This window comes from Gordonia sp. DT218, from assembly GCF_049847105.1.
Lineage (GTDB): Bacteria > Actinomycetota > Actinomycetes > Mycobacteriales > Mycobacteriaceae > Gordonia.
In genome coordinates this window covers 708,528-732,858 of sequence record NZ_JBNCNS010000003.1, presented here as the reverse complement: position 1 = coordinate 732,858, position 24,331 = coordinate 708,528, and the positions used below count along the sequence as shown (strand labels likewise).

Annotated in this window: 19 protein-coding genes; 2 read left to right on the top strand and 17 right to left on the bottom strand. The window is 65.9% G+C overall.

All coding sequences use genetic code 11. The features are described 5' to 3' along the window. Window positions 1–12: 12 nt before the first annotated feature. The 14 genes from ACPXCG_RS14905 to rplJ form a co-directional block, all read right to left on the bottom strand. Entirely contained in the window at window positions 13–3,501 is a 3,489-nt protein-coding gene (locus tag ACPXCG_RS14905) for a DNA-directed RNA polymerase subunit beta (protein WP_425792716.1), read from the bottom strand. 354 nt (window positions 3,502–3,855) lie between these two features. After that, window positions 3,856–4,860 (bottom strand): hypothetical protein, encoded by a 1,005-nt coding sequence (locus ACPXCG_RS14900; RefSeq protein ID WP_425792715.1) that lies wholly within the window; start codon window positions 4,858–4,860, stop codon window positions 3,856–3,858. Further along, a complete protein-coding gene (locus ACPXCG_RS14895) occupies window positions 4,860–5,516 on the bottom strand; it encodes a hypothetical protein (protein WP_425792714.1) in 657 nt (218 codons plus the stop codon). Before ACPXCG_RS14895 ends, ACPXCG_RS14900 begins: the two co-directional genes overlap by 1 nt. Window positions 5,517–5,592: 76 nt before the next feature. Then, a complete protein-coding gene (locus tag ACPXCG_RS14890) occupies window positions 5,593–6,834 on the bottom strand; it encodes an MCE family protein (protein ID WP_425792713.1) in 1,242 nt (413 codons plus the stop codon). A 67-nt stretch (window positions 6,835–6,901) separates the two neighbouring features. After that, window positions 6,902–8,290, bottom strand: coding sequence for an MCE family protein (locus ACPXCG_RS14885; protein WP_425792848.1), 1,389 nt, complete (start codon window positions 8,288–8,290; stop codon window positions 6,902–6,904). 2 nt (window positions 8,291–8,292) lie between these two features. After that, window positions 8,293–9,630 (bottom strand): MCE family protein, encoded by a 1,338-nt coding sequence (locus ACPXCG_RS14880; RefSeq protein WP_425792712.1) that lies wholly within the window; start codon window positions 9,628–9,630, stop codon window positions 8,293–8,295. Next, window positions 9,630–10,733 carry an MCE family protein gene (locus ACPXCG_RS14875; RefSeq protein ID WP_425792847.1) on the bottom strand — a complete coding sequence of 368 codons (1,104 nt, stop codon included), beginning with the start codon at window positions 10,731–10,733 and terminating at the stop codon, window positions 9,630–9,632. Before ACPXCG_RS14875 ends, ACPXCG_RS14880 begins: the two co-directional genes overlap by 1 nt. A gap of 78 nt (window positions 10,734–10,811) precedes the next feature. Continuing rightward, on the bottom strand, window positions 10,812–11,894 hold the full coding sequence (locus tag ACPXCG_RS14870) for an MCE family protein (protein ID WP_425792711.1): 1,083 nt from the start codon (window positions 11,892–11,894) through the stop codon (window positions 10,812–10,814). After that, complete coding sequence (locus tag ACPXCG_RS14865) at window positions 11,891–13,225, bottom strand: MCE family protein (protein WP_425792710.1); 1,335 nt, start codon at window positions 13,223–13,225, stop codon at window positions 11,891–11,893. Before ACPXCG_RS14865 ends, ACPXCG_RS14870 begins: the two co-directional genes overlap by 4 nt. A gap of 3 nt (window positions 13,226–13,228) precedes the next feature. After that, window positions 13,229–14,101, bottom strand: a complete 873-nt coding sequence (locus ACPXCG_RS14860) for an MlaE family ABC transporter permease (protein WP_425792709.1) — start codon at window positions 14,099–14,101, stop codon at window positions 13,229–13,231. A 2-nt stretch (window positions 14,102–14,103) separates the two neighbouring features. Next, the gene (locus tag ACPXCG_RS14855) at window positions 14,104–14,910 is read right to left on the bottom strand and encodes an MlaE family ABC transporter permease (protein ID WP_425792708.1); all 807 of its coding nucleotides are present in this window, start codon (window positions 14,908–14,910) and stop codon (window positions 14,104–14,106) included. 2 nt (window positions 14,911–14,912) lie between these two features. Beyond that, entirely contained in the window at window positions 14,913–16,142 is a 1,230-nt protein-coding gene (locus ACPXCG_RS14850; protein WP_425792707.1) for an ABC transporter ATP-binding protein, read from the bottom strand. Between the two features lie 337 nt (window positions 16,143–16,479). Beyond that, complete coding sequence (gene rplL / locus ACPXCG_RS14845) at window positions 16,480–16,869, bottom strand: 50S ribosomal protein L7/L12 (protein ID WP_425792706.1); 390 nt, start codon at window positions 16,867–16,869, stop codon at window positions 16,480–16,482. Between the two features lie 90 nt (window positions 16,870–16,959). After that, on the bottom strand, window positions 16,960–17,484 hold the full coding sequence (gene rplJ, locus ACPXCG_RS14840) for a 50S ribosomal protein L10 (protein WP_425792705.1): 525 nt from the start codon (window positions 17,482–17,484) through the stop codon (window positions 16,960–16,962). A gap of 304 nt (window positions 17,485–17,788) precedes the next feature. Here rplJ and ACPXCG_RS14835 point away from each other — a divergent pair, with 304 nt between their 5' ends. Both ACPXCG_RS14835 and ACPXCG_RS14830 read left to right on the top strand, forming a co-directional pair. Then, on the top strand, window positions 17,789–18,973 hold the full coding sequence (locus ACPXCG_RS14835; RefSeq protein ID WP_425792704.1) for a glycoside hydrolase family 76 protein: 1,185 nt from the start codon (window positions 17,789–17,791) through the stop codon (window positions 18,971–18,973). Window positions 18,974–19,146: 173 nt separating this feature from the next. Further along, on the top strand, window positions 19,147–21,171 hold the full coding sequence (locus ACPXCG_RS14830; protein WP_425792703.1) for a CocE/NonD family hydrolase: 2,025 nt from the start codon (window positions 19,147–19,149) through the stop codon (window positions 21,169–21,171). A 15-nt stretch (window positions 21,172–21,186) separates the two neighbouring features. Here ACPXCG_RS14830 and ACPXCG_RS14825 read toward each other — a convergent pair whose 3' ends face one another. Genes ACPXCG_RS14825 through ACPXCG_RS14815 form a run of 3 tightly spaced genes read right to left on the bottom strand, consistent with a single transcriptional unit; the run spans window position 21,187 to window position 24,277 of the window. Further along, a complete protein-coding gene (locus ACPXCG_RS14825) occupies window positions 21,187–21,696 on the bottom strand; it encodes a TIGR04338 family metallohydrolase (protein WP_425792702.1) in 510 nt (169 codons plus the stop codon). After that, a complete protein-coding gene (locus tag ACPXCG_RS14820; RefSeq protein ID WP_425792701.1) occupies window positions 21,693–23,333 on the bottom strand; it encodes an ABC transporter permease in 1,641 nt (546 codons plus the stop codon). Before ACPXCG_RS14820 ends, ACPXCG_RS14825 begins: the two co-directional genes overlap by 4 nt. Continuing rightward, the gene (locus ACPXCG_RS14815) at window positions 23,330–24,277 is read right to left on the bottom strand and encodes an ABC transporter ATP-binding protein (protein ID WP_425792700.1); all 948 of its coding nucleotides are present in this window, start codon (window positions 24,275–24,277) and stop codon (window positions 23,330–23,332) included. Before ACPXCG_RS14815 ends, ACPXCG_RS14820 begins: the two co-directional genes overlap by 4 nt. Between the last annotated feature and the right edge of the window lie 54 nt (window positions 24,278–24,331).

Genomic DNA, 24,331 nt, shown 5'->3' with positions numbered 1-24,331 from the left:
GTCGGCGGCTGATCAGTTGGCGAGGTCGTCGACCGTCGCGGATTCGTTGCGCGACAGGTTGATTCCCAGGTTCGCCGCAGCGCGCTCGAGGTCCTCGTCGTCGGTGTCGCGCATCTCGATGGCGGCGCCATCAGAGCTGAGCACCTCGACGTTGAGGCAGAGCGACTGCAACTCCTTGAGCAACACCTTGAACGACTCCGGGATACCGGGTTCGGGGATGTTCTCGCCCTTGACGATCGCCTCGTACACCTTCACGCGGCCGACCACGTCGTCCGACTTGATGGTGAGCAGCTCCTGCAGGGTGTAGGCGGCGCCGTAGGCCTGCATGGCCCAGCACTCCATCTCACCGAAGCGCTGACCACCGAACTGCGCCTTACCACCGAGCGGCTGCTGCGTGATCATCGAGTACGGACCGGTCGAACGAGCGTGGATCTTGTCGTCGACCAGGTGATGCAGCTTGATGATGTACATGTAGCCGACCGACACCGGGTACGGGAACGGCTCGCCGGAACGGCCGTCGAACAAGGTCGCCTTGCCGTCGCCGTTCACCATGACCTCGCCGTCGCGGTTCGGCAGCGTCGAGGACAGCAGTCCGGTCAGCTCCTCCTCGCGGGCGCCGTCGAACACCGGGGTCGCGGTGTTGGTGTTCGGCTCCGCCGCGTACATCTCCTCCGGCAGCTTCGACGCCCAGTCGGGCACGCCGCCGGCCACGTTGATGTTCCAGCCTGCCTTGGCGACCCAACCGAGGTGGGTCTCCAGGATCTGACCGATGTTCATACGACGCGGCACACCGTGGGTGTTCAGGATGATGTCGACCGGGGTGCCGTCCGGCATGAACGGCATGTCCTCGGCAGGCAGGATCTTGCCGATGACGCCCTTGTTGCCGTGGCGCCCGGCCAGCTTGTCGCCGTCCTGGATCTTGCGCTTCTGGGCCACGTAGACGCGGACCAGCTCGTTGACGCCGGGCGCGAGATCGTCGTCGTCGTCGCGGCTGAAGACGCGGACGCCGATGACCTTGCCGGTCTCACCGTGCGGCACCTTGAGGGAGGTGTCGCGGACCTCGCGGGCCTTCTCACCGAAGATGGCGCGCAGCAGGCGCTCCTCCGGGGTCAGCTCCGTCTCGCCCTTCGGGGTGACCTTGCCGACCAGGATGTCGCCGTCGCGGACCTCCGCACCGATGCGGACGATGCCGCGCTCGTCGAGATCCGCGAGGACCTCGTCGGAGACGTTCGGGATGTCCCGGGTGATCTCTTCGGCACCGAGCTTGGTGTCGCGGGCATCGATCTCGTGCTCCTCGATGTGGATCGAGGTGAGCACGTCCTCCTCCACGAGCCGCTGGCTCAGGATGATCGCGTCCTCGTAGTTGTGACCCTCCCACGGCATGATCGCCACGAGCAGGTTCTTGCCCAGGGCCATCTCGCCGTTCTCGGTGCACGGACCGTCGGCGAGGACCTGCCCGGTCTCGATGCGCTGACCCTCGTCCACGATCGGACGCTGGTTGGCGCAGGTGCCGTGATTGGAGCGGGCGAACTTGCGCATCCGGTAGGTGTCGCGGCTGCCGTCGTCGGCCATCACGGTGATGTAGTCGGCGGAGACCTCCTCGACCACACCGGTCTTGGTGGACAAGACCACGTCGCCGGCATCAACCGCGGCGCGCAGCTCCATACCGGTGCCGACCAGCGGCGACTCGTTACGGACCAGCGGCACGGCCTGACGCTGCATGTTCGCACCCATGAGGGCACGGTTGGCGTCGTCGTGCTCGAGGAACGGGATCATCGCGGTGGCGACCGACACCATCTGGCGCGGCGAGACGTCGAGATACTCGACGTCGCCGATGCCCACGAACTCGACCTCGGAGCCCTTCTTGCGGACCAGCACGCGCTCGTCGGTGATCCGACCTTCGAGGTCGTAGGCGGTGTTCGCCTGACCGATGAGGTAGCGATCCTCCTCGTCGGCGGTCATGTACTGGATGTCGTCGGACACCACACCGTCGACGACCTTGCGGTACGGGGTCTCGATGAAGCCGAACGGGTTGACCCGTGCGTACACCGACAGCGAACCGATGAGACCGATGTTCGGGCCCTCAGGGGTCTCGATCGGGCACATGCGGCCGTAGTGCGACGGGTGCACGTCGCGGACCTCGAGGCCGGCGCGCTCACGGGACAGACCACCGGGGCCCAGCGCCGACAGACGACGCTTGTGGGTCAGACCCGACAGCGGGTTGTTCTGGTCCATGAACTGCGACAGCTGCGAGGTGCCGAAGAACTCCTTGATCGCCGCCACGACGGGACGGATGTTGATCAGGGTCTGCGGGGTGATCGCCTCGACGTCCTGGGTGGTCATGCGCTCACGCACGACACGCTCCATACGCGACAGACCCACGCGGATCTGGTTCTGGATCAGCTCGCCCACCGTGCGCAGACGACGGTTGCCGAAGTGGTCGATGTCGTCGACCTCCACCGGGACCTCCACGCCGCCGGGGACGGTCATGTAGCTGGTGGTGAACGGGTCGGCCTCGTGCAGACGCACGAGGTACTCGACGGTCGCGACGATGTCCTCGCGCGTCAGCACCGAGTCGCCGTTCATCGGGTTGGCGGCCAGGCCGAGCTTCTTGTTGACCTTGTAACGGCCGACCTTGGCCAGGTCGTAGCGCTTCTCCTTGAAGAACAGGTTCTCGAGGAGATTCTCCGCTGACTCACGGGTCGGCGGCTCGCCCGGGCGCAGCTTGCGGTAGACCTCGAGCAGCGCCTCGTCCTGATTGGCGGTGTTGTCCTTCTCAAGCGTGGACATCATGATCTCGGAGAAACCGAAACGCTCGGCGATCTCCTCGTTCGTCCAGCCCAGCGCCTTGAGCAGCACGGTGACCGGCTGGCGGCGCTTGCGGTCGATGCGGACGCCGACGGTGTCGCGCTTGTCGACATCGAACTCCAGCCACGCACCGCGACCCGGGATGACCTTCACGGTGTGGAGGGTCTTCTCGGTGGTCTTGTCGATGTTGGAGTCGAAGTACACGCCAGGGCTACGGACGAGCTGACTCACCACGACACGCTCGGTGCCGTTGATGATGAAGCTGCCCTTGTCGGTCATGATCGGGAAGTCGCCCATGAAGACGGTCTGCGACTTGATCTCGCCGGTGTTGTTGTTGATGAACTCCGCGGTGACGAACAACGGCGCCGCGTAGGTCATGTCCTTGTCCTTGCACTCCTCGACCGAGGCCTTGACCTCGTCGAAGTGCGGATCGGTGAAGGACAGCGACATCGAACCCGAGAAGTCCTCGATCGGGGACAGTTCGTGAAGGATGTCCTCGAGGCCGCCGGTGGGGTTGTCGTCGCCGCGGGCGATCGCCTTGGCACGCCACTCCGGCGTACCGACGAGCCACTCGAAGGAGTCGAGCTGGAGGTCAAGGAGGCCGGGGACCTCCAGTGGCTCACTGATCTTTGCAAAGGATGCGCGCTTGGGCGCGCCCGGGATGGTTGAGGTGGACTGGCGGTCGAGTGCCAAGATCTGTCCTTCCAACACGAAGTGTTCTACCTAGCTCGGTGCTTGGCTTGATGGGCCGTTCGCTGGTGACACCCTGATTTCGGCGATCACCACGAGCACACACAACAAAGGTGGCTTGAGGAAGGATCGAGAGGTGGACAGGAGGCAGCCAGCGCAACGTCCAACTGTAGCAGAAAATAGACGTACTTTGTCAAGCCACGTCTGGAAGCGAGTACGCGCTGATGGCTGCCTGCACGTCATTCACTGGTGACAGCCTGGCCCGACAACGCTATTTCGTCAAGCGCTACGCGCATCTTTTTGCCGAAGATTTGCCGACCGGACGCACAGGCACGCGAGACAACCGGATGTCGCAGGTCAGAAGGCTTCCACTTGACTGATGAGCCAGTCGTCGCCGTGCTTGACCATGGAGAACTGATACCTGGGCGCCGCGCTCTGGCCGGCGACGCCGGCCTGTTTCTGGCTGACGATCAGGTTCGCCACCACGCGTGCGGTGGCGCCGTCGCCGCCGCCGGAGAGGTCTGCGACACCGACCGATTCGACCCGACAATCCGCGACCTGCTTGGTCTGGTTGAGGATGTCGCGCTGCTGCGGCAGGTACTTGTCGAACTCGCTGCGCGCGCTGCCGGTGAGCACCGATCGAGCCTTGCCCGCCCATTTGTCGACGTCGAGCGTGTCGACGGTCAACGAGCAGGCCTTGCTCTGCACCTGAGACGTGAGTTCGGTGGTGGCGGGCTGATCGACGAAGGCCTTGTTGGCGCCGATCGACGCCCCGGGATGGAGTCCCGCGATGAGGGCGAAGACCCCGAGCACGACGGCGACACCGATCAGGATGCCGATACCACGGCGGCCGAACGGGAACAGGCCCGACGTCGAGGGCTTCTCGGTCGCGTTCTTGTCCGTCGTGGAGGCGCGGGTCGTCGAGGACGCGGCATCACCGGTCCGCAGCGTGGAGACGCGTGCGACCGGGCGCGTCTTGCCGGCCGGCTTGGGCTTCTCGACGGGCTCGGCGGCGGCGTCGGCGGAATCCGTGGTGCTGTCGACGGGATCCGTGGTGCTGTCGACGGGAACCGGGTTGCTGTCGGCGGGATCCGTGGTGCTGTCGACGGGATCCGTGGTGCTGTCGACGGGATCCGTGGTGCTGTCGACGGGATCCGTGGTGCTGTCGGCGGAATCCGTGGTGCTGTCGACGGGATCCGGGTTGCTCTCAGCGGAATCCGGGTTGCTGTCGGCGGGATCGACGGCCTTCGATTCGGTCTCCGGGGCCGAGTCGGTGGGACGCTGACCACTGCCGGCGATACGCGGGGAGTAGGGCTTGCGTGCGGTCTTCTTACGCGGCGGGCGCGGGTTCTGCGGCGCCATCAGTTACCTCCCCCTGGTGTGCCCGACGGAGCCGTGCCCTGACCGCCCGCGGCGTCGCCGCCGGCGCCCGGATCCTGGTACGACAGCGACTCGAGTGGTGCGATGTCGTCGGCCTTCCACATATCGCCCTCCTCGGTCATCGAGACCGAGAACCCCATCGTCTGGGTGACGCCCGCTTCGTTCTCGCGCTTCGACGTCGCGGCGACGTAGACGAGCACCTTGGCTTTTCCGTCGTCGGCGTCGACCTCGGTCGGCGCGCTCCGGAGCAGTCGTGAGGTCAGCGACGCGGCCTGCGGGCCCGCCTGCGTGATCATCGAGTTGAGGTTGGTGACGTCCTGGCTGGTGATCTGTTCACGCGCCTTACCGGTCAGCGAGCCGTCGACGCGACGCTTCCATCCCGCGGTGTCCTTCGGATCCACGGTCGTGACGTTGATGATCGCCTGTTCCGCCCCGTCGACGGCGCCGTCGCGCGCGTCCTGGATCGGCTTCTGCACGAAGTACGCCTGGTACCCCTGGTAGCCGAACCATGCGGCACACGCGGCCGCCACGACCACGAGGAGCAGAGCCAGCACGCTGGCCACCGTCCGTCCGCGGTTGCGACCGCCGGTCGAGGCTGCGGAATCGTCGCGGCTGGCTTGGGTTGTGTCGCTAGTCATCGGCCGTCACTGTAGTGGTTGGCACCTGAGAGGAGGCAAAGCGAGCTGCGCCCGCGGGCCCCCTGACGTGGTGAGATCACTTCGGATGGACTCCCATCAACGCCGCCAGCTGCGTTGCCAGCGGGTTGAGGTTCAACTTGTCCGGGTCCTTCTTCGGGGTGTTGTCCCACGGTTGCTTGTATGCGGGATTCGCGAGCGCCGCACGATTGGCACTGCGCACCCCGGTCGGGTTGCCCACCGGCACCGAACACTTCGCGCTCGTGTTGAACGGGAAATCGTCGTAGTGGATGTCGAACGACGGATCCTTGCGCTTCATCTCCCGGATCATCGCGTCGGTGCTCTCATAGCCCCGCGTACACGGCGCCGGGTTGTTCGTCTCCAGGACGATGCCGAAATGGATCTGACCGTCACCCGGCGCGGGCGAATGGCTGCCGGCCGAGAGCGCCGACAGCATCGCGAAGGTGGTCGACGTCGCGAAACTGGTCGGTTCGATGGTCCGCAACGTGCTGGACAACTGCTTGACGACGGTCGAGATGTCGCCACCGCTCTTCTGCAGCAACGCCGAGATCTGCGTCGCCGACGCCGTACCCGTCGTCAACAACCGTCGCAGATCCGGATCCGACGACGCCAACGTCGCCGTGATCAGATCCAAATTGTGCGACCACGACAAAATCGCGTCCGACTGATCAGCCTGAGTGGCCAGCACCACATTCGAATTCTGAATCAACGAAATCGTCTGATCCAACGAGTCATAACCCGACCGCGACAACTTCGACAACGAATCCACCAACCGGGTCAGATTCTCACCCTGACCGTTGAATGCCTTACCCAACTCCGTGATCACCGTATGCAGATCATCCACCGGAATCGACGATGTGAAATCAATCGCCGACGACACCACGTCCTCCAACGGCGGCGGCACCGACGTCTTCGTGATCACCGACCCGTCCGACAAGAAGGGCCCCTCCGACGACGTCGGCTGCAAATCCACATACTGCTCACCGATCGCCGACCGATTCGCCACCACCGCCGTCGCCGACGTCGGGATCTCCGGCCCCCCCGAGTTCAGCTCCAACGCGACGTCCACACCCGAACGAGTCAACGTCAGCTTCCCGACCCGACCCACCGGAACACCCTGATACGTCACCTCGGCATTGGTGAAGATCCCACCCGAATCCTTCATCGACGCCGTCACCGTGTACTGGCCGATACCGGCGAGCCGGTCGAGCCTGGCGTATTTGCCGCCGACGTAGACGAGCGCCACCAGTCCGACGATGACGAACACGATCAGCTGAATCCTCGCGACCTTCGACAACATCACTTGGCTCCGATCCGTGACACCGAGATGATCGGGAGCCCGGTTCCGGCGATACGTGCGGTGTGGTTCATCCCTGGGCTCCGATCATGCTGAGCGGACCGTCGATGAACCGCTGTCCCGGCTGTGCCGGCGGCATCAGGGTGTACTGCTGATCGTCGTCACGCTTCTTCTGCGTCTTCGCCGATGCCGGCGCCTTGGCGGAGCCGGATGCGGGGTTCATCGGATAGGTGCCACCCGACGGCGGGGTGTTCGGCCCCGGCCGTGAGTTCGCCGCCGGCGGGAGCAGTGTGATGGTCGGCCAGCCATAGCGCGGGCCGTTGCCATCGATATACGGGTTACCCGGGTTGACCGGCACCTTCACGCGTGCCGGCGGCGAGTACTTCGGGGTGCCCTGACCGACGCCCAATGCCTCGAGCTGGTTCAGCGTCCGCAGATCCAGCGTCATGAACAGGTTGGTCGCGTCGCCCTTCACGCCCGGCAACAGCCAGTCCGGGAACGGGACGGTCAGCATCAGCGGCGCAGCCGTGATGAGTTCCGGGGCCGCCTTGGACAGCTGGGTCAGCACCGGGCGCAACGCCTTGAGATCGGTGATCAGCGCAGTCCGCGACTTGCCGAGGACGTCGGTCCCGACCTTGCCCAGGTCGTCGAGTTTGGTGAGCAGGTCCACCAGTTGAGGACGCTGCTCTTCCAGCACCGCGACACCGGCAGGCAGCTCCTTGAGGATCCGGTCGATCTGCGTCTTCTGATTCGACGCCCGCGTCGACAGCCGTGCGAGGCCGTCGATGGCGTTGACGATGTCGTCGCGCTGGCGGTTGAGACCGGTGATCAGGGTCTGGCTCTGTTCCAGCAGACTCCGGAACACCGGGCAGCTCTGTCCCTTCGGGGCGACATCACACGGCTGGCTCGTGGATCCGGCCAACGCCTTGTTCAGTTCCGTCACGATGGGTTCGAGCTGGTTGATGCCGCCACCGTTGAGCAACATCGACAGCGCGCCGAGAACCTGCTCGATGTCGGTGGCCGTGCGGGTGCGATCCAGCGGGATCGGCTGCGCCGGATTCTGTCGCGGCAACGACTCGCTGTCCTTCGGCTCGCTGAGCGCGACGAACTTCTCGCCGAGCAGCGACGTCTGCTGCACCGCCGCGATCGACTTGGCCGACAGGTCGACGTCGTTCTTCACCTTGATCTTGACCTGGGCGTACCACTCGTTGTCCGGTACCGCGACCGACTCCACGCGTCCGACCGGGACACCGTCCTTCTTGACCATCGACTGCGGGACGAGGTCCAGGATGTCGGCGAACTGGATCTGATAGGTCCGTGCGTTGTCGCCGGTGTCCACCCCGCCGGGCAGCGGGATCGACTGGATCCCGTTGCCGCACCCGGACACCGCGAGGACTGCGGAAACCATGGCCGCGGCGAGCACGGCGCGAATCGACTTACGCGACAGAAGTTCTCGCATCATCAATGCCCACCTGTCCCGGAACGTGCAGACGGTCGCGTCGTGGTCGGCGCGTTCGACGGAGTCTTCGGCGTCGAACCGGGGCCGGTCTCCAGATTCGGATCCGGGTTGCCCGGATTGGTGCCCGGCGCCGGATAGCGCTGCAGCTTGTTGTTGCTCATGATGCCGAAGGGCAGCACGGGCAGCAGCGGATCGAGGACACCCTTGGTGATCTGCTGGCCGAGGTTCTCACACTGGCTGATCAGCGGACTCAGCGTGGTGCTGAACTGCTTCGCCTGCGGGTTGCCGGGCAGCACCTTGCCGAGGTCCAGCAAGCGGCACTGGGCGCCGATCAGATCTTGCAGTTCCGGGATGTCCAGGTGCATGGCCAGGGTTCCCGACTCCGCGTCGTAGGCGTTGATCAGGTTGTTGATGGTCACCGGCAGGACCGTCAGGACCTCCTTCAGGTGATCCTTGGTGTCGAGCAGCGCCTTGGTGGTCGGTTGCAGATCCTTGACGGTCTGCCCGAGTTGGTCGCGGTTGTCCTCGACGAACGTCGCGACGTCACCGAGCGCGACGGACAGCTTGTTCAGCGACGTGGAGAGCTGGGTCCGCTCCCCCGCCAGGAACTTGTTGAACGACGCCATCTGCGTGTTGAACTGACGGACCTGGGAGTCGTTCTCGCGCAACGCACCCACGAACACGTTCAGGTTCTTGACCGTGTCGACGATGTTGCCGCGGGAGTTGCTCAGTGTGGTCGACGCCTTGGAGAGCTGTTCGATGGCGTCGCCCAGCTTGGCGCCATTGCCCTTCAGATTGTCCGCGCCGGTGGCGATCACGTCGCTGACCGCGCCGTTCTTGTTCGCCCCCTCGGGCCCGAGCGCCTCGGACAGCTTCTGCACGCTCGAGTAGATCTGGTCGACCTCCACCGGGACCATCGTCTGGTCCTCGGAGAGGGTGATGTCATGAGGAGCCTTCTCGCCGCCCGTATAGGCCGGCGTGAGCTGCACATAGCGGTCCGCGACGACCGACGGGATGATCTGGACGGCGCGGACGTCGGCGGGCAGGTCGATCCCGCGGTCGACCGTCATGGTCACCTTGACGGTCTTGCCCTGAGGGGTCACCTTGTCGACCTTGCCGACCGGCACACCCAGCACGCGGACATCAGAACCCGAGTAGATGCCGACGCTCCGGGCGAAGGTGGCGGTGATCTTGGTGGTGCCCATGAGCGAGAACGCCCACCACAGGACGCCTGCCGCGATCAACGCAAGGATCAGGCCGATCACCAGCATCACGATGTGACGCGGGGTGAACCACCGGCCGGGGCCGGAGGTGCCGCTGAGGTCGGGAGCTGTGGTCATCAGCCGGCCTCCGTTCCGCCGTTGTTCTGGAGCTTCTGCTTGTTGGGCGGACGCGTGGTGTTCTGCTGCGGCAGAGCAGGCGGCAGCAGGTTGGTCACCACGGACTCGAACCAGCGTCCGTTACCCAAGACGTTGGCGTAGAGCCGATAGAACGGCGCCATGTAGGTGATGGTCTTGCGCAGATTGTCGTTCTGGGAGATCAACAGCTTGTTGACATCCTGGAGCGAGTCAAGTGCGGGACCGATCTGCGCCTGGTTGTCGCGCACGATCCCCGACAGCGAATCCGACAGGGTCGTGGTGGTGGACAGCAGCGTCGAGATGGCCTTCTGCCGGTTGTTCAGCTCGTCGAGCAGCTGACCCGCACCGGCGATGAGCCGGACGAACTCCTGATTCCGGTCGGCCAGGATCTTCGACGTGTCCTTCGTCGCCTCGAGGAGATGCTGGACCTCCTGATCGCGGCTGGCGATGGTCTGCGACAACCGCGACAAACCGTCCAGTGACGGACCGATGTCGCCCGCCGTACCGGAGAACGCCTCCGACAGCGTCTCCATCGAGTGCGCGAGCTGGTCGGTGTTCAGGTCGTCGATCTGATCGGCCGCATCGGAGAACGCCTCGATGACGTCGTAGGGCGAGACCGTGTCGGTCAGCGGGACGTCGGGATCGGCGGGATCGCTGCCGCGCGGGTTCAGGGCCAGGTACTTCTGGCCGAGAATCGTCTTGATCTGGATCGACGCCTGCGTCTGGTTCCCGATCCAGGTGTTGGTCACCCGGAACTTTACGTTCACGCGGTCGCCGTCGAGCGTCACGCCGTCGACCTCCCCGACCTTGACGCCCGCCACGCGCACCTCGGCACCGGACTTGAGTCCGGCCGCCTCGGTGAACTTCGCTGTGTAGCGCGCGCCGGCACCGACCAGCGGGAGCTGATTGAGGTAGAACGCCGAGATCGCCACCATCAGCAGCACCAGGATGCCGATGGCACCGATGCTCACCGGGCTTCGACGCCCAGCGAATCGACGACGGGAGCTCTGCGGCGGCGGTGCGCCACCGTCATCCGAGCCGGCCTTGCCGTCCGCGGCGTCGGCCTGCGCCGCCGCGTGACGCACCTCGTCACTCGAGAACTGCTCGGTCCGGGCATCGTCGCCCTCGGGCTGAGCATGCCGGTTCTGTTCGTCAGCCACAGATCAGCCCCCCGGCCTTTCGTCTTTCCAGCAACGGGTGGCCGCACTGGTGTACAGCACATGGTTGATGTCGGGCAGCGGGACCACCGGCTGTGTCAGCATCGTGGACTTGCCGTTGCCCGCGACGACATCGATACCGCAGAGGTAGAACTGGAACCAGGAACCGAAGGTCGCCGCCCGGCCGATCTTCTGCAACTTGACCGGCAGGTTCGTCAGGATCTGTTTCACATCCTCGTCGCGGGAGTTGATCTGATCCGACAGCGACTTCAGTCCGGCGATGTCCCCCTGGATGGCAGGTCGGGTCGGCTGCAGGATCGACGCGGTCACCGAGGTCAGGTTGGACACCGAGCTGATCGCCGAGCCAACCGAACCGCGCTGCGCGGCAAGGCCGGTGACGAGCTTCTCGGTGTTGTCCAGCAATGCGGTGAACTGCTTGTCGTTGCGATTGACCGTATCCAGCACGGTGCTCAGGTTGGTGATCAGCTGACCGATCACCTTGTCCTTGTCGGCGATCGCGTTGGTCAGATCGGCAGTGCTGCTGATCAGCTGCGAGATCGTACCGCTCTCCCCCTGGAAGACCTTGATGATCTCCTCCGACAGCTTGTTCACATCGTCGGCGGACAGCTCCCGGAACAGCGGCTTGAAACCGTTGAAGAGTTCGGTGAGGTTCACCGCGGGGTGGGTGTCCTGGTGCGTCGGATCAGTGCCGAACGTGTGTCCGGTTTTGACGGTTTGGTCGGGATCACCAGCACCCTTCTCCAGCGCCAGATACCGCAGACCGGTCAGATTTCGGTAGCGGATGTAGACCTGCGTGCCCTCGGGCAGCTGATCACGGTTGACGTTGAACGAGACCAGCGCCTGATTGCGGTCGTGCACCTTGACGTCGGTCACCTGCCCGACGCGAACGCCCGCGATGCGAACGTCGTCGCCCTTGTTGAGCAGCGCGGCGTCGGAGAACACGGCCTTGAAGTCGTTGTTGCCATCGCCGCCTGCGTTGGCGATCGTCAACGCCAGCAGGCTGGTGGCGACCACGGTCACCACCGCGAAGACGATGAGTTTGATCAGTGGTCCGGTGATGGATTTCATCGGATGGTGACCTGCGCTCCCTGTAGCGATACGCCGCCGATCGTGGTGACCCAGGTCGGAACCTTCTCAGGGTCGGTGCCGTTGGCGCCGCCGTAGATGACCTTCAGTTGCTTCACGTAGTCGGGATCGTCGAACGGGTTCGACCGGATATTTCCCGCCGGGGTGGCGGAGAACTGCGGTTGCGGCAGCTCCGGCATCGTGCGCGGTCCCGGGTTACGCGACGGTGGCTGGTACGAGCCGTCGGCGAGACCGCCTCCCGGGTACTGCGGGAACGGGCGTCCGTTTGTCGGCGGGTCGTAGCAGACGGCCGGCGGATCGGTGTCGAGCAGTCGCGGCTCGTCCTGGTTCGGCAGGTAACGACCGCGCGGGTTGACGAACTGGAGGTTCACCCGCACACCCGGATTCGCGGTGCCCTGGCCCACGATCTTGCGCGACTCGGGGATCAGCGTCGCGAAGTTGTGGGCGGTGCACACGAACGTCGGCGACTGCTTGGCCAGGCCCACCAGGAACGGTTCCGAATCCACTGCGAGGTCGATCAGGTCGGCCCGGTTCTGCTGCAGGAACTTCGTCGTATCGGTCGCCGCCACACCCACGGTCGAGATGAGGGTGCGTAGGTCGCCCTGACGCTCGACGATGGTCTTGCTCGTGGTCCGGAAGTTGTCGAGAGCGTCGATGACGTCCGGCAGCGCGTCGGAATAGGTCTTGGAGAAGCTGGCGAGCCCACGCAGCGTGCCCTGGAGTTCGGGCATGTTGTCGTTGACGCGCGTGAAGATCTTGTTGAGCTCGTCGAACGTGACGCCGAGCTGGTGGCCCCGTCCGGCCAGCGCCTGCGACAGGGAGGTCAGCGTGACGTTCAGGTCCTGCGGCGGGATCGCCTTGAGCACCGGCAGCAGCTTGTCGAAGAGGTCCTGGACCTCACGTGCGTTGCCGCTCTGGTCGGTGTAGATGGTGTCGCCGTTGGCGAGAGTCGCGCCCGATGTGTCGTCGGTCGGGACCTGCAGCGCCACATACCGTTCACCGAACAAGGTCTTCGGGAGGATGCGCGCGGTGGTGTTCTGCGGCAGCTGCGACGCCATGTCGGGGGTCAGTCCCAGCGTGACCGCGACGCTGCCGTCGGCGGCGGGTTCCACGTCGCGGACCTCGCCGACGACGACGCCGCGCGCCTTCACGTCGGCGTTGGTCGGCAGTGCGTTACCGGTGGAGTCGGTTTTCAGGGTCACGTCGGTGAACGTCGTGAACCCGTCGTTGAACTTCGTGACCGTGACGACGAAGAACAGCGCAACCACGACAAAGAACACCAGCCCGAGCAGCCGGCGACGTAACGTCGACATCGGTCAGCCTCCCACTCGCACAGTCGTCGTGGTGCCCCAGATCGCGAGCCCCAGGAAGAAGTCCAGCACCGCGATCAGCACGAGCGCAGCACGCACGGCGTGTCCGACCGCCACGCCGACGCCCGCTGGGCCGCCGGACGCGTAATAGCCGTAATAGCAGTGCACGAGGATGATCACGAAGGCGAAGACCAGCACCTTGCCGAACGACCACAACACGTCGCCGGGTGGCAGGAACAGATTGAAGTAGTGGTCATACGAACCGCCCGACTGCCCGTTGAAGACAGTGGTGATGACCCGAGACGCGAGATACGCGGAGAGCAGACCGAGCACGTAGAGCGGGATGACTGCGACGAAGCCGGCGATCACGCGCGTGGAGACCAGGAACGGGATCGACGGCACCGCCATCGATTCGAGCGCGTCGATCTCCTCGGAGATGCGCATGGCACCCAGCTGCGCGGTGAATCCGCATCCGACCGTGGCCGAGAGCGCGAGGCCGGCCACCAGCGGCGCGACCTCACGGGTGTTCACATATGCCGAGAGGAAGCCGGTCAGCGCCTGCGAACCGATCTGGTCGAGCGCCGCATACCCCTGCAGCCCGACGACGACGCCGGTGAAGCCCGACATCAGCACCATCACGCCGATCGTGCCGCCGATGACCGCGAGCCCGCCGGACCCGAAGGCGACCTCGGCCAGCAGCCGCAGCACCTCACGGGTGTAGTGGACCAGCGTCTTGGGGATCCACGCGAGAGTGCGCCCATAGAACGACATCTGCTCGCCTGCGCCGTCGAGCAACTTGAGCGGCTTGCGCAGTTGCTTACGGGCCTCGTACAGGTAGTACTCGGGCCGCGACTTGGAGATCGTCACACCACCGGCCATCGCTAGCTTCCCTTCGGCGGAACGATCTGCAGGTAGACCGCAGTGATGATCAGGTTGGCGAGGAACAACAAGAGGAAGGTGATGACCACGCTCTGGTTGACCGCGTCACCGACACCCTTGGGCCCGCCCTTCGGGTTGAGTCCCTTGTACGCGGCGATGACACCTGCGAGCACACCGAAGATGGCGGCCTTGAGCGTGGACACATAGAGGTCCGGGAGTTGCGCCAGGGCACCGAAGGAGGCGAGGTAGGCGCCGGGGGTGCCGCCCTGGACGACGACGTTGAAGAAGTAGCCACCACCGATACCGACGACCGCGACCAATCCGTTGAGCAGCATCGCCACCAGCACCATCGCGATGACGCGCGGAACCACCAGGCGCTGGATCGGATTGATGCCGAGCACCTCCATCGCGTCGATCTCCTCGCGAATGGTGCGGGACCCGAGGTCTGCGGCCACCGCGGAGCCCGCGGCGCCGGCGATCAACAGCGACGTCACCAGCGGTGATCCCTGCTGGATCACCACGAGCACGCTCGCCGCACCCGTGTACGACTCGGCGCCGAGCTGCTTGATCAGCGAACCGGTCTGCAGCGAGACGATCGCGCCGAACGGGATCGCGATCAGAGCCGTCGGCAGGATCGTGACACTCGCGATGAACCAGGCCTGCTGGATGAACTCACGCCACTGGAACGGACGCACGAAGGATTGACGCGCGACGTCGACGAAAAGCTGCACGATGTTGCCGGTCTGGGCGAGCGCGCCCGTTCCGGCCTGAGCTATCCGATCAACGCCACGCGTGGTGGCACTGGTCATCCTTACGAACTCCGACCGTCGTTGGGCTGCTGGAACTGGCCGGTTTCGATTGGCTGGGTGACGGTGTTGTCGTTGGCGCCCTGGCCGGCCGGAGGTGTCGCCCAGCTCTGGGTTGGTGCGTCACTTCCGGCGTAATCGCTGCCGGCAGCATGTGCCGGTGTCCACTCGCCCGCCGCGTGAGCCGCTCCGACCGGCACGTTCTCGGTGTCCTGGTCGGCGGCATGTGCGTCGGCCTCGGAGCGCATCCGGTCTTCTTCGTCCATGCTGCGGCGGATGGCTTCCTGGGCATTCGGCGGCATCGTGTGCAGCATCTCGTGTACGCGCTGACGGTGGCGGGCGACGGCCTTGCGTTCGGGCATGCCCGGATTGGGCTGCACCTGCGGGATGATCTCGGAGAAATCGTCCTTGGTACCACCGCCACCGATACCGGCGGCCTGCATGGCCTCCTCGGCCTTCTGCACGCCCTCGTCCTTCTCCTCCGACATCCCGATCGGACCGAACCGATCCCCGGAGAGGAACTGCTTGACCACCGGCTGCTCCGAGGTCAGCAACTGCTCACGCGGACCGAACATCACCAGCTCCTTACGGAACAACATGCCGATGTTGTCCGGAATCGTGCGGGCGATGTTGATGTTGTGCGTCACGATCATGATCGTCGCGTCGATCTGGGCGTTGATGTCGATCAACAACTGCGAGATATAAGCCGTACGCACCGGATCCAGACCCGAGTCCGGCTCATCACACAGGATGATCTGCGGATCCAGGACCAGAGCACGAGCCAGGCCGGCACGCTTACGCATACCACCGGAGATCTCGCCGGGCAGCTTGTCCTCGGCACCGGTCAGACCGACCAGGTCGATCTTCTCCATCACGATGTCGCGGACTTCGTCTTCCTTCTTCTTCGTGTGCTCACGAAGCGGGAACGCCACATTGTCGAACAGGCTCATCGACCCGAACAGGGCACCGTCCTGGAACAACACCCCGAACAACTTGCGGATCTCGTAGAGCTCCTTGGCCGAACACTGGGTGATATCGGTGCCGTCGATGATCACCGACCCCTGCTCGGGATGCAACAAGCCGATCAACGTCTTCAGGAACACCGACTTACCGGTACCCGACGGACCCAACAACGCAGACACCTCACCGGTCGGCAACGTCAACGACACGTCACGCCAGATGTTCTGCGATCCGAATGACTTGGTGAGCCCCTCAACACTGACCTCTACACCCACTGCATCCTCCCAGACATTCGCTGCCCCCTGCGGCGGTCAGGGCGACCACTCACGATCCGGTGGCATTGTGGTTGGGGTCACTGTAGCGGACGCCCGCTGATCCCCACACCCGCCTGCGCCCGTCGATCCCCCATCGAGACATAGGCGCTCGGCGATTCCTTACCCACCGGTAACTTCCCTGCCGAATGAGCGTAGCCCATGCCACGCGGTTCGCAAAGTGCGCCGACCATCACAGTCCAGGCACAACAATGGCCCGTGGGGTATCTCACCCACGGGCCATTGTCAGCGTGCTTGCCGATCCCAGAGGAAGGGCCTGCGAGCTCGGTCGGAGACCGTCTTACTTGACGGACACCGAAGCGCCGGCCTCTTCGAGCTTGGCCTTGGCAGCCTCGGCGGCTTCCTTGTCGACCTTCTCCAGGATCGGCTTCGGAGCACCCTCGACGAGGTCCTTGGCTTCCTTCAGGCCCAGGCCCGAGACGATCTCACGGACCACCTTGATGACCTGGATCTTCTTGTCGCCCGCACCCTCGAGCACGACGTCGAACTCGTCCTGCTCGGCAGCGGCCTCGGCGCCACCGGCAGCCGGAGCGCCGGCAGCGGCAACGGCGACCGGAGCGGCCGCGGTGACCTCGAAGACCTCTTCGAACTTCTTCACGAAATCGCTGAGCTCCAGCAGGGTCAGTTCCTTGAACTGATCGATGAGCTCGTCAGCGGTGAGCTTCGCCATGGTGGCGTCCTTCCTGTCAGTCCCCAGACGGGGCTTGGTTCATCCCGGCACGGAATCGCCCGCCCAAGGATTGGTGTGTTGCGGCGAGAATTACTCGCCGGCTTCGTTCTTCTTCTCCTGCAGGGCCGCGGCGAGGCGCGCCACCTGCGAAGCCGGCTGGTTGAACAGACCGGCAGCTTTTGCCAAGTTGCCCTTCATGGCACCGGCGAGCTTGGCCAACAGAACCTCACGGGTCTCCAGGTCGGCGATCTGTTCGATCTCCGCCACGGACAGCGCGCGGCCGTCCATGGTGCCGCCCTTGATGACCAGAGACTTGTTGTCCTTGGCGAATGTCTTGATCGCCTTTGCGGCCATGACCGGCTCGCCTTCGATGAAGGCGATCGCGGTCGGACCGGTGAACAGCTCGTCGAGCCCTTCCACGCCCGCCTCGGCGGCGGCACGCTTCACCAGGGTGTTCTTGGCGACGGAGTAGGTTGCACCCTCACCGAGGGAACGACGCAGCTCGGAGATCTGCTTGACGGACAGGCCACGGTATTCCGTGACGACCGTCGCCGTGGATCCCTTGAACTGCTCAGCGATCTCCGCGACTGCGGCGACCTTTTCGGACTTGGCCATACTTCGCCTCCTCTCTCATCACTAGAGTTGGGTCGGGCCCAACCTGAGCCGAGAGGGGCGAGGTGACGTAGAGAACGACTGCCATCCATGCAAAAACGCCCCGGCACGCAGAAGGTCCGGGGCGTGAACAGGCGCCGGAGCGCTCTGTCAATCCTCGTTCTCCCTGCGTGGGCCGCCGACCTCGTCATCGTCGATGACGTGAGTCGGACCTTCGGTCGGGATCTCTCCCGACGACCGACGGTCTCTGGTTGAACCGATACGGCACACGGTTGTGTGCCACACCAAGCGGAAAGGTTACCCGACCGTGGCGGATGCAACCAAATCAGCGGCCGATGGACCTGCGGCGACGTCGCCGAACGACCGCGCCGCAGCGGCCGCCGCGGCGGTCACCGACCGCCATCTGAGGCGGATGTTGTGGACACCCGGCACCCGGCTCGCCACGGTTGCGTGGCCGAGCGGGGCGGTCGCGGGGCGCTTCGGCATGTGGCACTACTGGTGGCATGCCCACCTGGTGGACCTGCTGGTCGACGCGGCCGTCCACCGCCCGGGCGACGATACCGCCGATGTGGTGAGCCTGCTGTTGCGCGGTATCCGCCTGCGCAACCTGGGCAAATGGACGAACAACTACTTCGACGACATGGCCTGGCTCGGCCTCGCCATCGAGCGTGCGGACCGTCACCTCGGGCTGAGTCACGACCGGGCCGTCCGCACTCTCTCCGGCCGCATGGTCGACGCCTGGGTCCCGCACCTCGGTGGCGGCCTCCCGTGGCGCACGATGGACCTCTTCTTCAACGCACCGGCAAACGGCCCCGCGGCCGTCCTGCTGGCGCGGACCGGCCACGTAGAGCGGGCGGCGGCGATGACGGACTGGATGGACGCACATCTCGTCGACGACGAATCGCACCTGATCATCGACGGCATCAAACCCGCCACCCGGCCCGGCGAGATGGAACGGGTGACCGCGATCTACACCTACTGCCAGGGCGTGGTGCTCGGAGCCGAGCTCGAACTGCTCCGGCGCACCCGGCGCGAGGTGCATGCCGAACGCATCGACCGACTCCTCCGCGCCGTGCAGACACGGATGTGCCCCGACGGCGTGATCCCGGGAGCCGGCGGCGGAGACGGCGGCCTGTTCGCGGGCATCCTGGCGCGCTACCTGGCGCTGATCGCCACCGACCTGCCGCCGATCATTCAGGGGGCAGACGACCTACGCCGACGAGCAGCGCAGATCGTGACCACGAGCGCCGAGGCCGCCTGGCTCCACCGCGCGGACACCGAGAGCGGCCCGGTGTTCGGCGCCGATTGGCGGAAACCGGCGAGCCAACCGGCGAGCGAGGGCACGAACGCCCAGTTCATCGAGGGTGCGGTCAATTCGTCGCAGTTCCCAGAGCGCGACCTCTCGGTCCAGCTCTCGGCCTGGATGGTGCTCGAGGCGGCGGCCGCCATCGACCTGCGGTTACCGGAGCATGTCCAAAACGAGGCTACCTAGTTAGCAATCCGATATCGGGGCTGAGATACCCTCGTCCGGCGAGGTGAGGAACGCCACATGTGTAACGTCCGTCACCTGGTGGCCGACACGAATGGTGTCGGGGAATCGAGTTTGGCGACGATGCCCACGTGCATGACCTGAGCGGGCACCGAGCCTGGGCAGGGTGATGCACCATGACGTACCAGTTGGACCAACCCGCGCAACCACGCCGCGGACGCACCGCCGCACGACCGGTCGGCACTGGCAGCGCACCGCATTTCGGCTCGCTCCCGCTCGGTGACCCCACCGGCGGCTCCGACGGCATCCGCTGGCGTGAGCAGGTCGACGGCAAGCAGTTGTATCCGCGGGTGGCGATCGACCGGGACGTCGTCCTCACCATGAGCGACGGTGTGCGACTGCGCGCGACCGTGGTCCGCCCGGCCAACCGGTTCGGCCAGACCGTCTTGACCCCCTACCCCGCGATCCTCAACATCAACCCGTACAACCGCGTCGCGATCGACGCGCTCGACCACGCGCTGCACGCACCCGGCCTCGGCAAGGCCCTGCACATCGCGTCGGCGTCGATGGACGGGACGGGAACGGGACTCGAAGGCCTGACCACGCTCACCAAGACCCTGTCCGGCGGCGTGTTCGACGTCTTCGGGATCAATCGGAACCTCGTCCGCAGCGGTTATGTGCAGATCATCGTCGATGTCCGGGGAACCGGCGCGAGCCAGGGCAAGTGGCAGATCCTCGGTGCCCGCGAGCAACAGGACTCGGTGGAGATCATCGACTGGGCCGCGGAGCAGGAGTGGTGCAACGGTGCCGTCGGGCTGGCCGGCTGGTCGTACTCGGCGATCAACTCGCTGCAGGCTGCGGACAAGCGCCTGCCCGCGGTCAAGGCCGTGTTCGCGGTCGAGGGCTGCGACGACATCGTCCGCGACATCTACATCACCGGCGGCATGCCGTCGGCGTTCATCCCGACCTGGCTGTCGGTGGTGAATCTGCTGAAATGGCTGCCGAATCCGTCGAGCCCGGTCCGTGACGTCTTCCGCGGTGACACCGCGCGCTGGCTGCGGGACCGATTGAAGTCGCCCGCCACCGAGATCACGTCGCTGCTCTGGGGATTCCTCACCGCCCGCGACGACCGCATCTTCGACGACCCGTATTTCGACGAGCGCGATCCCGTGGTCGACCGGATCGCCGCCCCCACCTTCACCGTCGGCGCCTGGCACGACCTCTTCGGGCGCAGCGCGACCGGCGTCTACGAACGACTGCAGATGGAACCCGGCCGCAAGCAGATGGTGGTGGGCGACGGCTATCACGTCGACGTCGGTTCGGGATACGGCGGCAAGTTCGCGCCACCCCGTCTCGACGTGCTCGAACGTGCCTGGTTCGACCGCTGGCTCAAGGGTCACCGCAACGGGATCGAGTACTACGGCCCGGTCACAATGCTCCAACAGGGCGGCGCGTGGACCTCCGGTCCGAGCTTCCCCCGGCCCGGGGTGGTTCCGCGGCGGCTCCACCTGACCGAGCGCCCGTCGGGCACCGCCGATCACGCCACCCACGACGGCTCGTTGGCCACCATGCCCGTCGAACACCTGTCGTCGCTCACCGTCCACCCGGATGCGCGGGGCGCCGTCTCCCGCGACATGACGCAGGTGACCGCGGGCGCGGCGATGGTCTTCGGACGCTCGTTCACGGCCGACGCCCGCTTCCAGGAACGAGGTGGGCTGTCGTTCACCACCGAACCGGTCAGCGAGTCGACGACCATCAGCGGTCCGATGAACCTGCGGCTCAACGTGGCCACCACAGGTCACGAGGCGATCTGGGCGGTCACCGTCAACGACGTCGCGCCGGACGGGACCTCGACCGTGCTGACCAACGGCGCCCTGTCGGCGTCGAACCGGGCCCTCGATCCGTCCGAGTCGACATACGCCTCTGACGGCAGCCTGATCTCGGCCCATCACTACCTGTCACGCAAACGGAAGCTGCCGGTGCCGGCGGACGAGGGGGTCCGCATCGACGTGGACCTGGTCCCCACCGACGCCGTGCTCGAGCCGGGCCACCGGCTGCGCGTCGACGTCTATGCGGCCAGTTTCCCGCGCTACCTCACCGTGGTGCCCGATCTGATCAAGGCGCGTGGTCGTCGTCAACGGCTGGTGCTCGATCCGCGTCATCCCAGTTATCTGACCTTCCTGACCAACGGGGAGTTCTGAATCGGGCCCAGCAGGTCAGGCGCCCACACCACTGTCGGCGAACACGACCCGGTAGACGAATGCCGCCTCGGGGCCCATCACGCGACCCACCAACTCGATCAGGGTGATCACGAACCCGCGACCGTGGGACGCGTCCGTCGAGTCGTCGAGGTGGTGTGCGATCTCGTGCAGGACGACGAGTTCGCGCAATGCCCAGCGCCCCTCCGCCGACGTCGGCACCGCGATCTCGGCTCCGTCAGGGGTTCGGCGATACTCCGCCGAGCGGTGACCGCGTCGTCGTCGCACCCGCACCGGTAGGGCGGCCCGCGCGAACTCTTCGGACACCGCGGGCAACGTGAGCACCCGCGTCACGTAGTCGGCCACCGACTCCACCGACGCGAACGACGCCTCCGAAGGCAAGGTGACCCGAGCGCCGGCCAGCTCCACCATCCGTCCGTTCGCCGCGCTGCCCGCGTGGTCGAACATGCGGTGCACGATCCGCTCGGCCGCATACATCTGGGCCCGGCCGGTGTCGCGCGGGGTCATGCGGGGATGTCGCGGCGGCCGAAACCGACCATCGACACACCCACCAGGAGGACCGCGACGACCGCGAGTACCAGCACACCGGTGACCGACACGTCGTCGAGTGGGACGTCGCCGACCGAGTACATCGGTGACAGCCGCAGCACCGCATCGGGCAGGTCGAGGATGCCGCCGAGGAATGCGATCGCCGTGGTGTAGCCCAGCAACAGCCAGGCCAGCGACTGCCACCGCGGCAGCCAACCGAACAGCAGCAGAGCGAAACCCGCGAGTACGGCGATGGCAGGCAGGTAGTCGATCCCGGCCATCAGTATGTGGCCGATCTCCGATCCATCCGAGAGTTGGCCGGCCACCACCAGACCCAGGGCCAGTACCGGCACCAGCGTGACGACGACCATGCCGAGACCGATCACCAGGATCTCGGCGCCGAACCATGCCGGTCGACTGATCGGCTGAGCCAGCGTCGTCTCCAGCCGGCCACCCGTTTCGTCGGCGCGCAGCCGCCCGACCGCCGAGATCACGAAGCCGCCGGCCATCAGAACCAGGATCACGACGGTCAACGCCACGTACAGGTCGACGGCCTGTCCCCGCGCGCCACCGTCGCCGAGCGCCTCGCCGATCGACGGATTCCCGGCGACCGCGTCACTCACGTCGTGCACGAGCGCGCCGAACACGATGGCGACGGCCAGTCCGCCGGCGGTCCATCCGAGGATCGACCCACGATGCTCGGCGATCGCGCGGCCGACGGTCGAGCCGGCGATCAACCCCGCGCGTTCGCCGCCCGGTCGGCTGGTGAACAGCCCCGAGCCGATGTCGCGGGTGGCCGCCTGCCACCAGCCGACCGCGATGAGCGCCACCGCAACCGCGAGGGCCAGAGCCAATGGCCACCAGCGGGCATCGGGGGCGAACGGGCGGGTCTCCTGCTGCCAGGCCAACGGCGACAGCCATTTCCACGCTGTGTCACGGACGTCGCCGATCGCCCGGAACCCGTAGGCCGCCCCCAGCACCACGAGGCTGGTGGCGTACGCCTTACCGACGCGGCGCACCCACTGGGCGATGCACAATGCGACCCCGGTCCACACCGTGCCGAGACCGGCCAGCGACCACGCGTACAGGGCGGAGCTACCAGCGCTGACGCCGTAACCGAGCAGGCTGAACCAGACACCGAAGGCCACCAGCGCGAACGCGCCCAGCGCCAGGATCGTCGCGGCGACGGCCGGAGCCCACCGGGCCACACACCGCGACCGTACGAGTTCGAGCAGACCGGACTCCTCCGGCCCGCGGGTGGCCCGCAGAATGAGGTGCGTCGCCATCAGCGGGAATGCAAGAGCCGCGATGAAGGCGAACTCGTTCGCCGATACACCACCAAGAGTCGTTGCACCGTAAGGTATTCCGTTGATCGCGGCGAGCGCCTTGTCGCCGGCGAAGGTGGCACCGTAGGACTCGAACTGCTCGGCGGTGGTGAAGGTCGAGTCGATCGCGGCGACGGTCGCCAGGTAGCCGACGACTATCGATACCACCCAGATCGCATAGGGCTTCCACCCGGTGCGCAGCGTCAGGCCGATCATCGTCACCACGCCGGCGTTGCGACCGGCCGATGTGGTGGGCCGGCCGATCGCCGGAACGGTGGTGGCAGCGGTCATGACGCGCCGGCACCGTCATCGGCAGTCGCGGACTCGCCGGCCGCCTCATACGAGCGCAGGAACAACTCGTCGAGGCTCGGGGGACGCACGGTCAGCGAGTCGATACCCACCGACACCAGCATCCCGACCGCGTCATCGAGGTCCGCGTCGCCGACATCGAAACGCACGTCACGTTCCTGGGCGTGCTCGCCACCGACGGCGGTGACCTCGAGATGGCCGATGCCCCGCATCGCCGACAGGCCATCGGGGTTACCCCGGGTGCGCGCATGGACCTTGCTTCGCGACCCACGGCGCAGCTCGTCGAGACCGCCGGACCGCACCGTCTGGCCGGCCCGGATGATGGTGACGTCATGGCTGAGCGTTTCCACCTCGGCGAGGATGTGACTCGACAACAGCACCGTCACACCGTCGTTCACGCGTTCGCGCACCGACTCCTGGAACGCCTCCTCCATCAGCGGGTCGAGCCCGGAGGTCGGTTCGTCGAGGATCAGCAGGTCCGCGCGTGACGACAGGGCCGCGATCAGCGCCACCTTCTGCCGGTTGCCCTTGGAGTAGTCGCCCGCCTTCTTGGTGACGTCGAGTCCGAACCGGTCGACGAGGTCGGTACGGCGTCGTTCGTCGAGGCCGGAGCCGGCCGAGGCGAGCACGTCGATGCACTGCCCGCCGGTCAGGTCCGGCCACAGCGCGACATCACCGGGCACGTACGCCAACCGCTCATGCAACGCGACCGCGCGACGCCACGGGTCCTCGCCGAACAGTCGCGCGGTACCGCCGTCGGCACGGATGAGTCCCAGCAGCACGCGGATCGTCGTGGACTTGCCCGCCCCGTTGGGCCCGAGAAATCCGTGCACCCGACCGGTGCGCACCCGCAGGTCCAGACCGTCGAGCGCCTGCGTACGACCGAACCGCTTGCGTAATCCGGCGACTTCGATGACGTTGTCCACGGCAGCCCCTTTCTCGTGTCACTGTAATTCGGCGACGAGCCGCCCCCACCTCCG

Bases quoted from the DNA above. Each gene is read 5' to 3' on its own strand.
- ACPXCG_RS14895 (WP_425792714.1), bottom strand. From the start codon at position 5,516: ATGACTAGCGACACAACCCAAGCCAGCCGCGACGATTCCGCAGCCTCG.
- ACPXCG_RS14860 (WP_425792709.1), bottom strand. From the start codon at position 14,101: ATGGCCGGTGGTGTGACGATCTCCAAGTCGCGGCCCGAGTACTACCTG.
- rplJ (WP_425792705.1), bottom strand. From the start codon at position 17,484: ATGGCCAAGTCCGAAAAGGTCGCCGCAGTCGCGGAGATCGCTGAGCAG.
- ACPXCG_RS14825 (WP_425792702.1), bottom strand. From the start codon at position 21,696: ATGACCCCGCGCGACACCGGCCGGGCCCAGATGTATGCGGCCGAGCGG.
- ACPXCG_RS14865 (WP_425792710.1), bottom strand. From the start codon at position 13,225: ATGTCGACGTTACGTCGCCGGCTGCTCGGGCTGGTGTTCTTTGTCGTG.
- ACPXCG_RS14890 (WP_425792713.1), bottom strand. From the start codon at position 6,834: ATGTTGTCGAAGGTCGCGAGGATTCAGCTGATCGTGTTCGTCATCGTC.
- ACPXCG_RS14855 (WP_425792708.1), bottom strand. From the start codon at position 14,910: ATGACCAGTGCCACCACGCGTGGCGTTGATCGGATAGCTCAGGCCGGA.
- ACPXCG_RS14885 (WP_425792848.1), bottom strand. From the start codon at position 8,290: ATGCGAGAACTTCTGTCGCGTAAGTCGATTCGCGCCGTGCTCGCCGCG.
- ACPXCG_RS14900 (WP_425792715.1), bottom strand. From the start codon at position 4,860: ATGGCGCCGCAGAACCCGCGCCCGCCGCGTAAGAAGACCGCACGCAAG.
- rplL (WP_425792706.1), bottom strand. From the start codon at position 16,869: ATGGCGAAGCTCACCGCTGACGAGCTCATCGATCAGTTCAAGGAACTG.
- ACPXCG_RS14880 (WP_425792712.1), bottom strand. From the start codon at position 9,630: ATGACCACAGCTCCCGACCTCAGCGGCACCTCCGGCCCCGGCCGGTGG.
- ACPXCG_RS14820 (WP_425792701.1), bottom strand. From the start codon at position 23,333: ATGACCGCTGCCACCACCGTTCCGGCGATCGGCCGGCCCACCACATCG.
- ACPXCG_RS14830 (WP_425792703.1), top strand. From the start codon at position 19,147: ATGACGTACCAGTTGGACCAACCCGCGCAACCACGCCGCGGACGCACC.
- ACPXCG_RS14870 (WP_425792711.1), bottom strand. From the start codon at position 11,894: ATGAAATCCATCACCGGACCACTGATCAAACTCATCGTCTTCGCGGTG.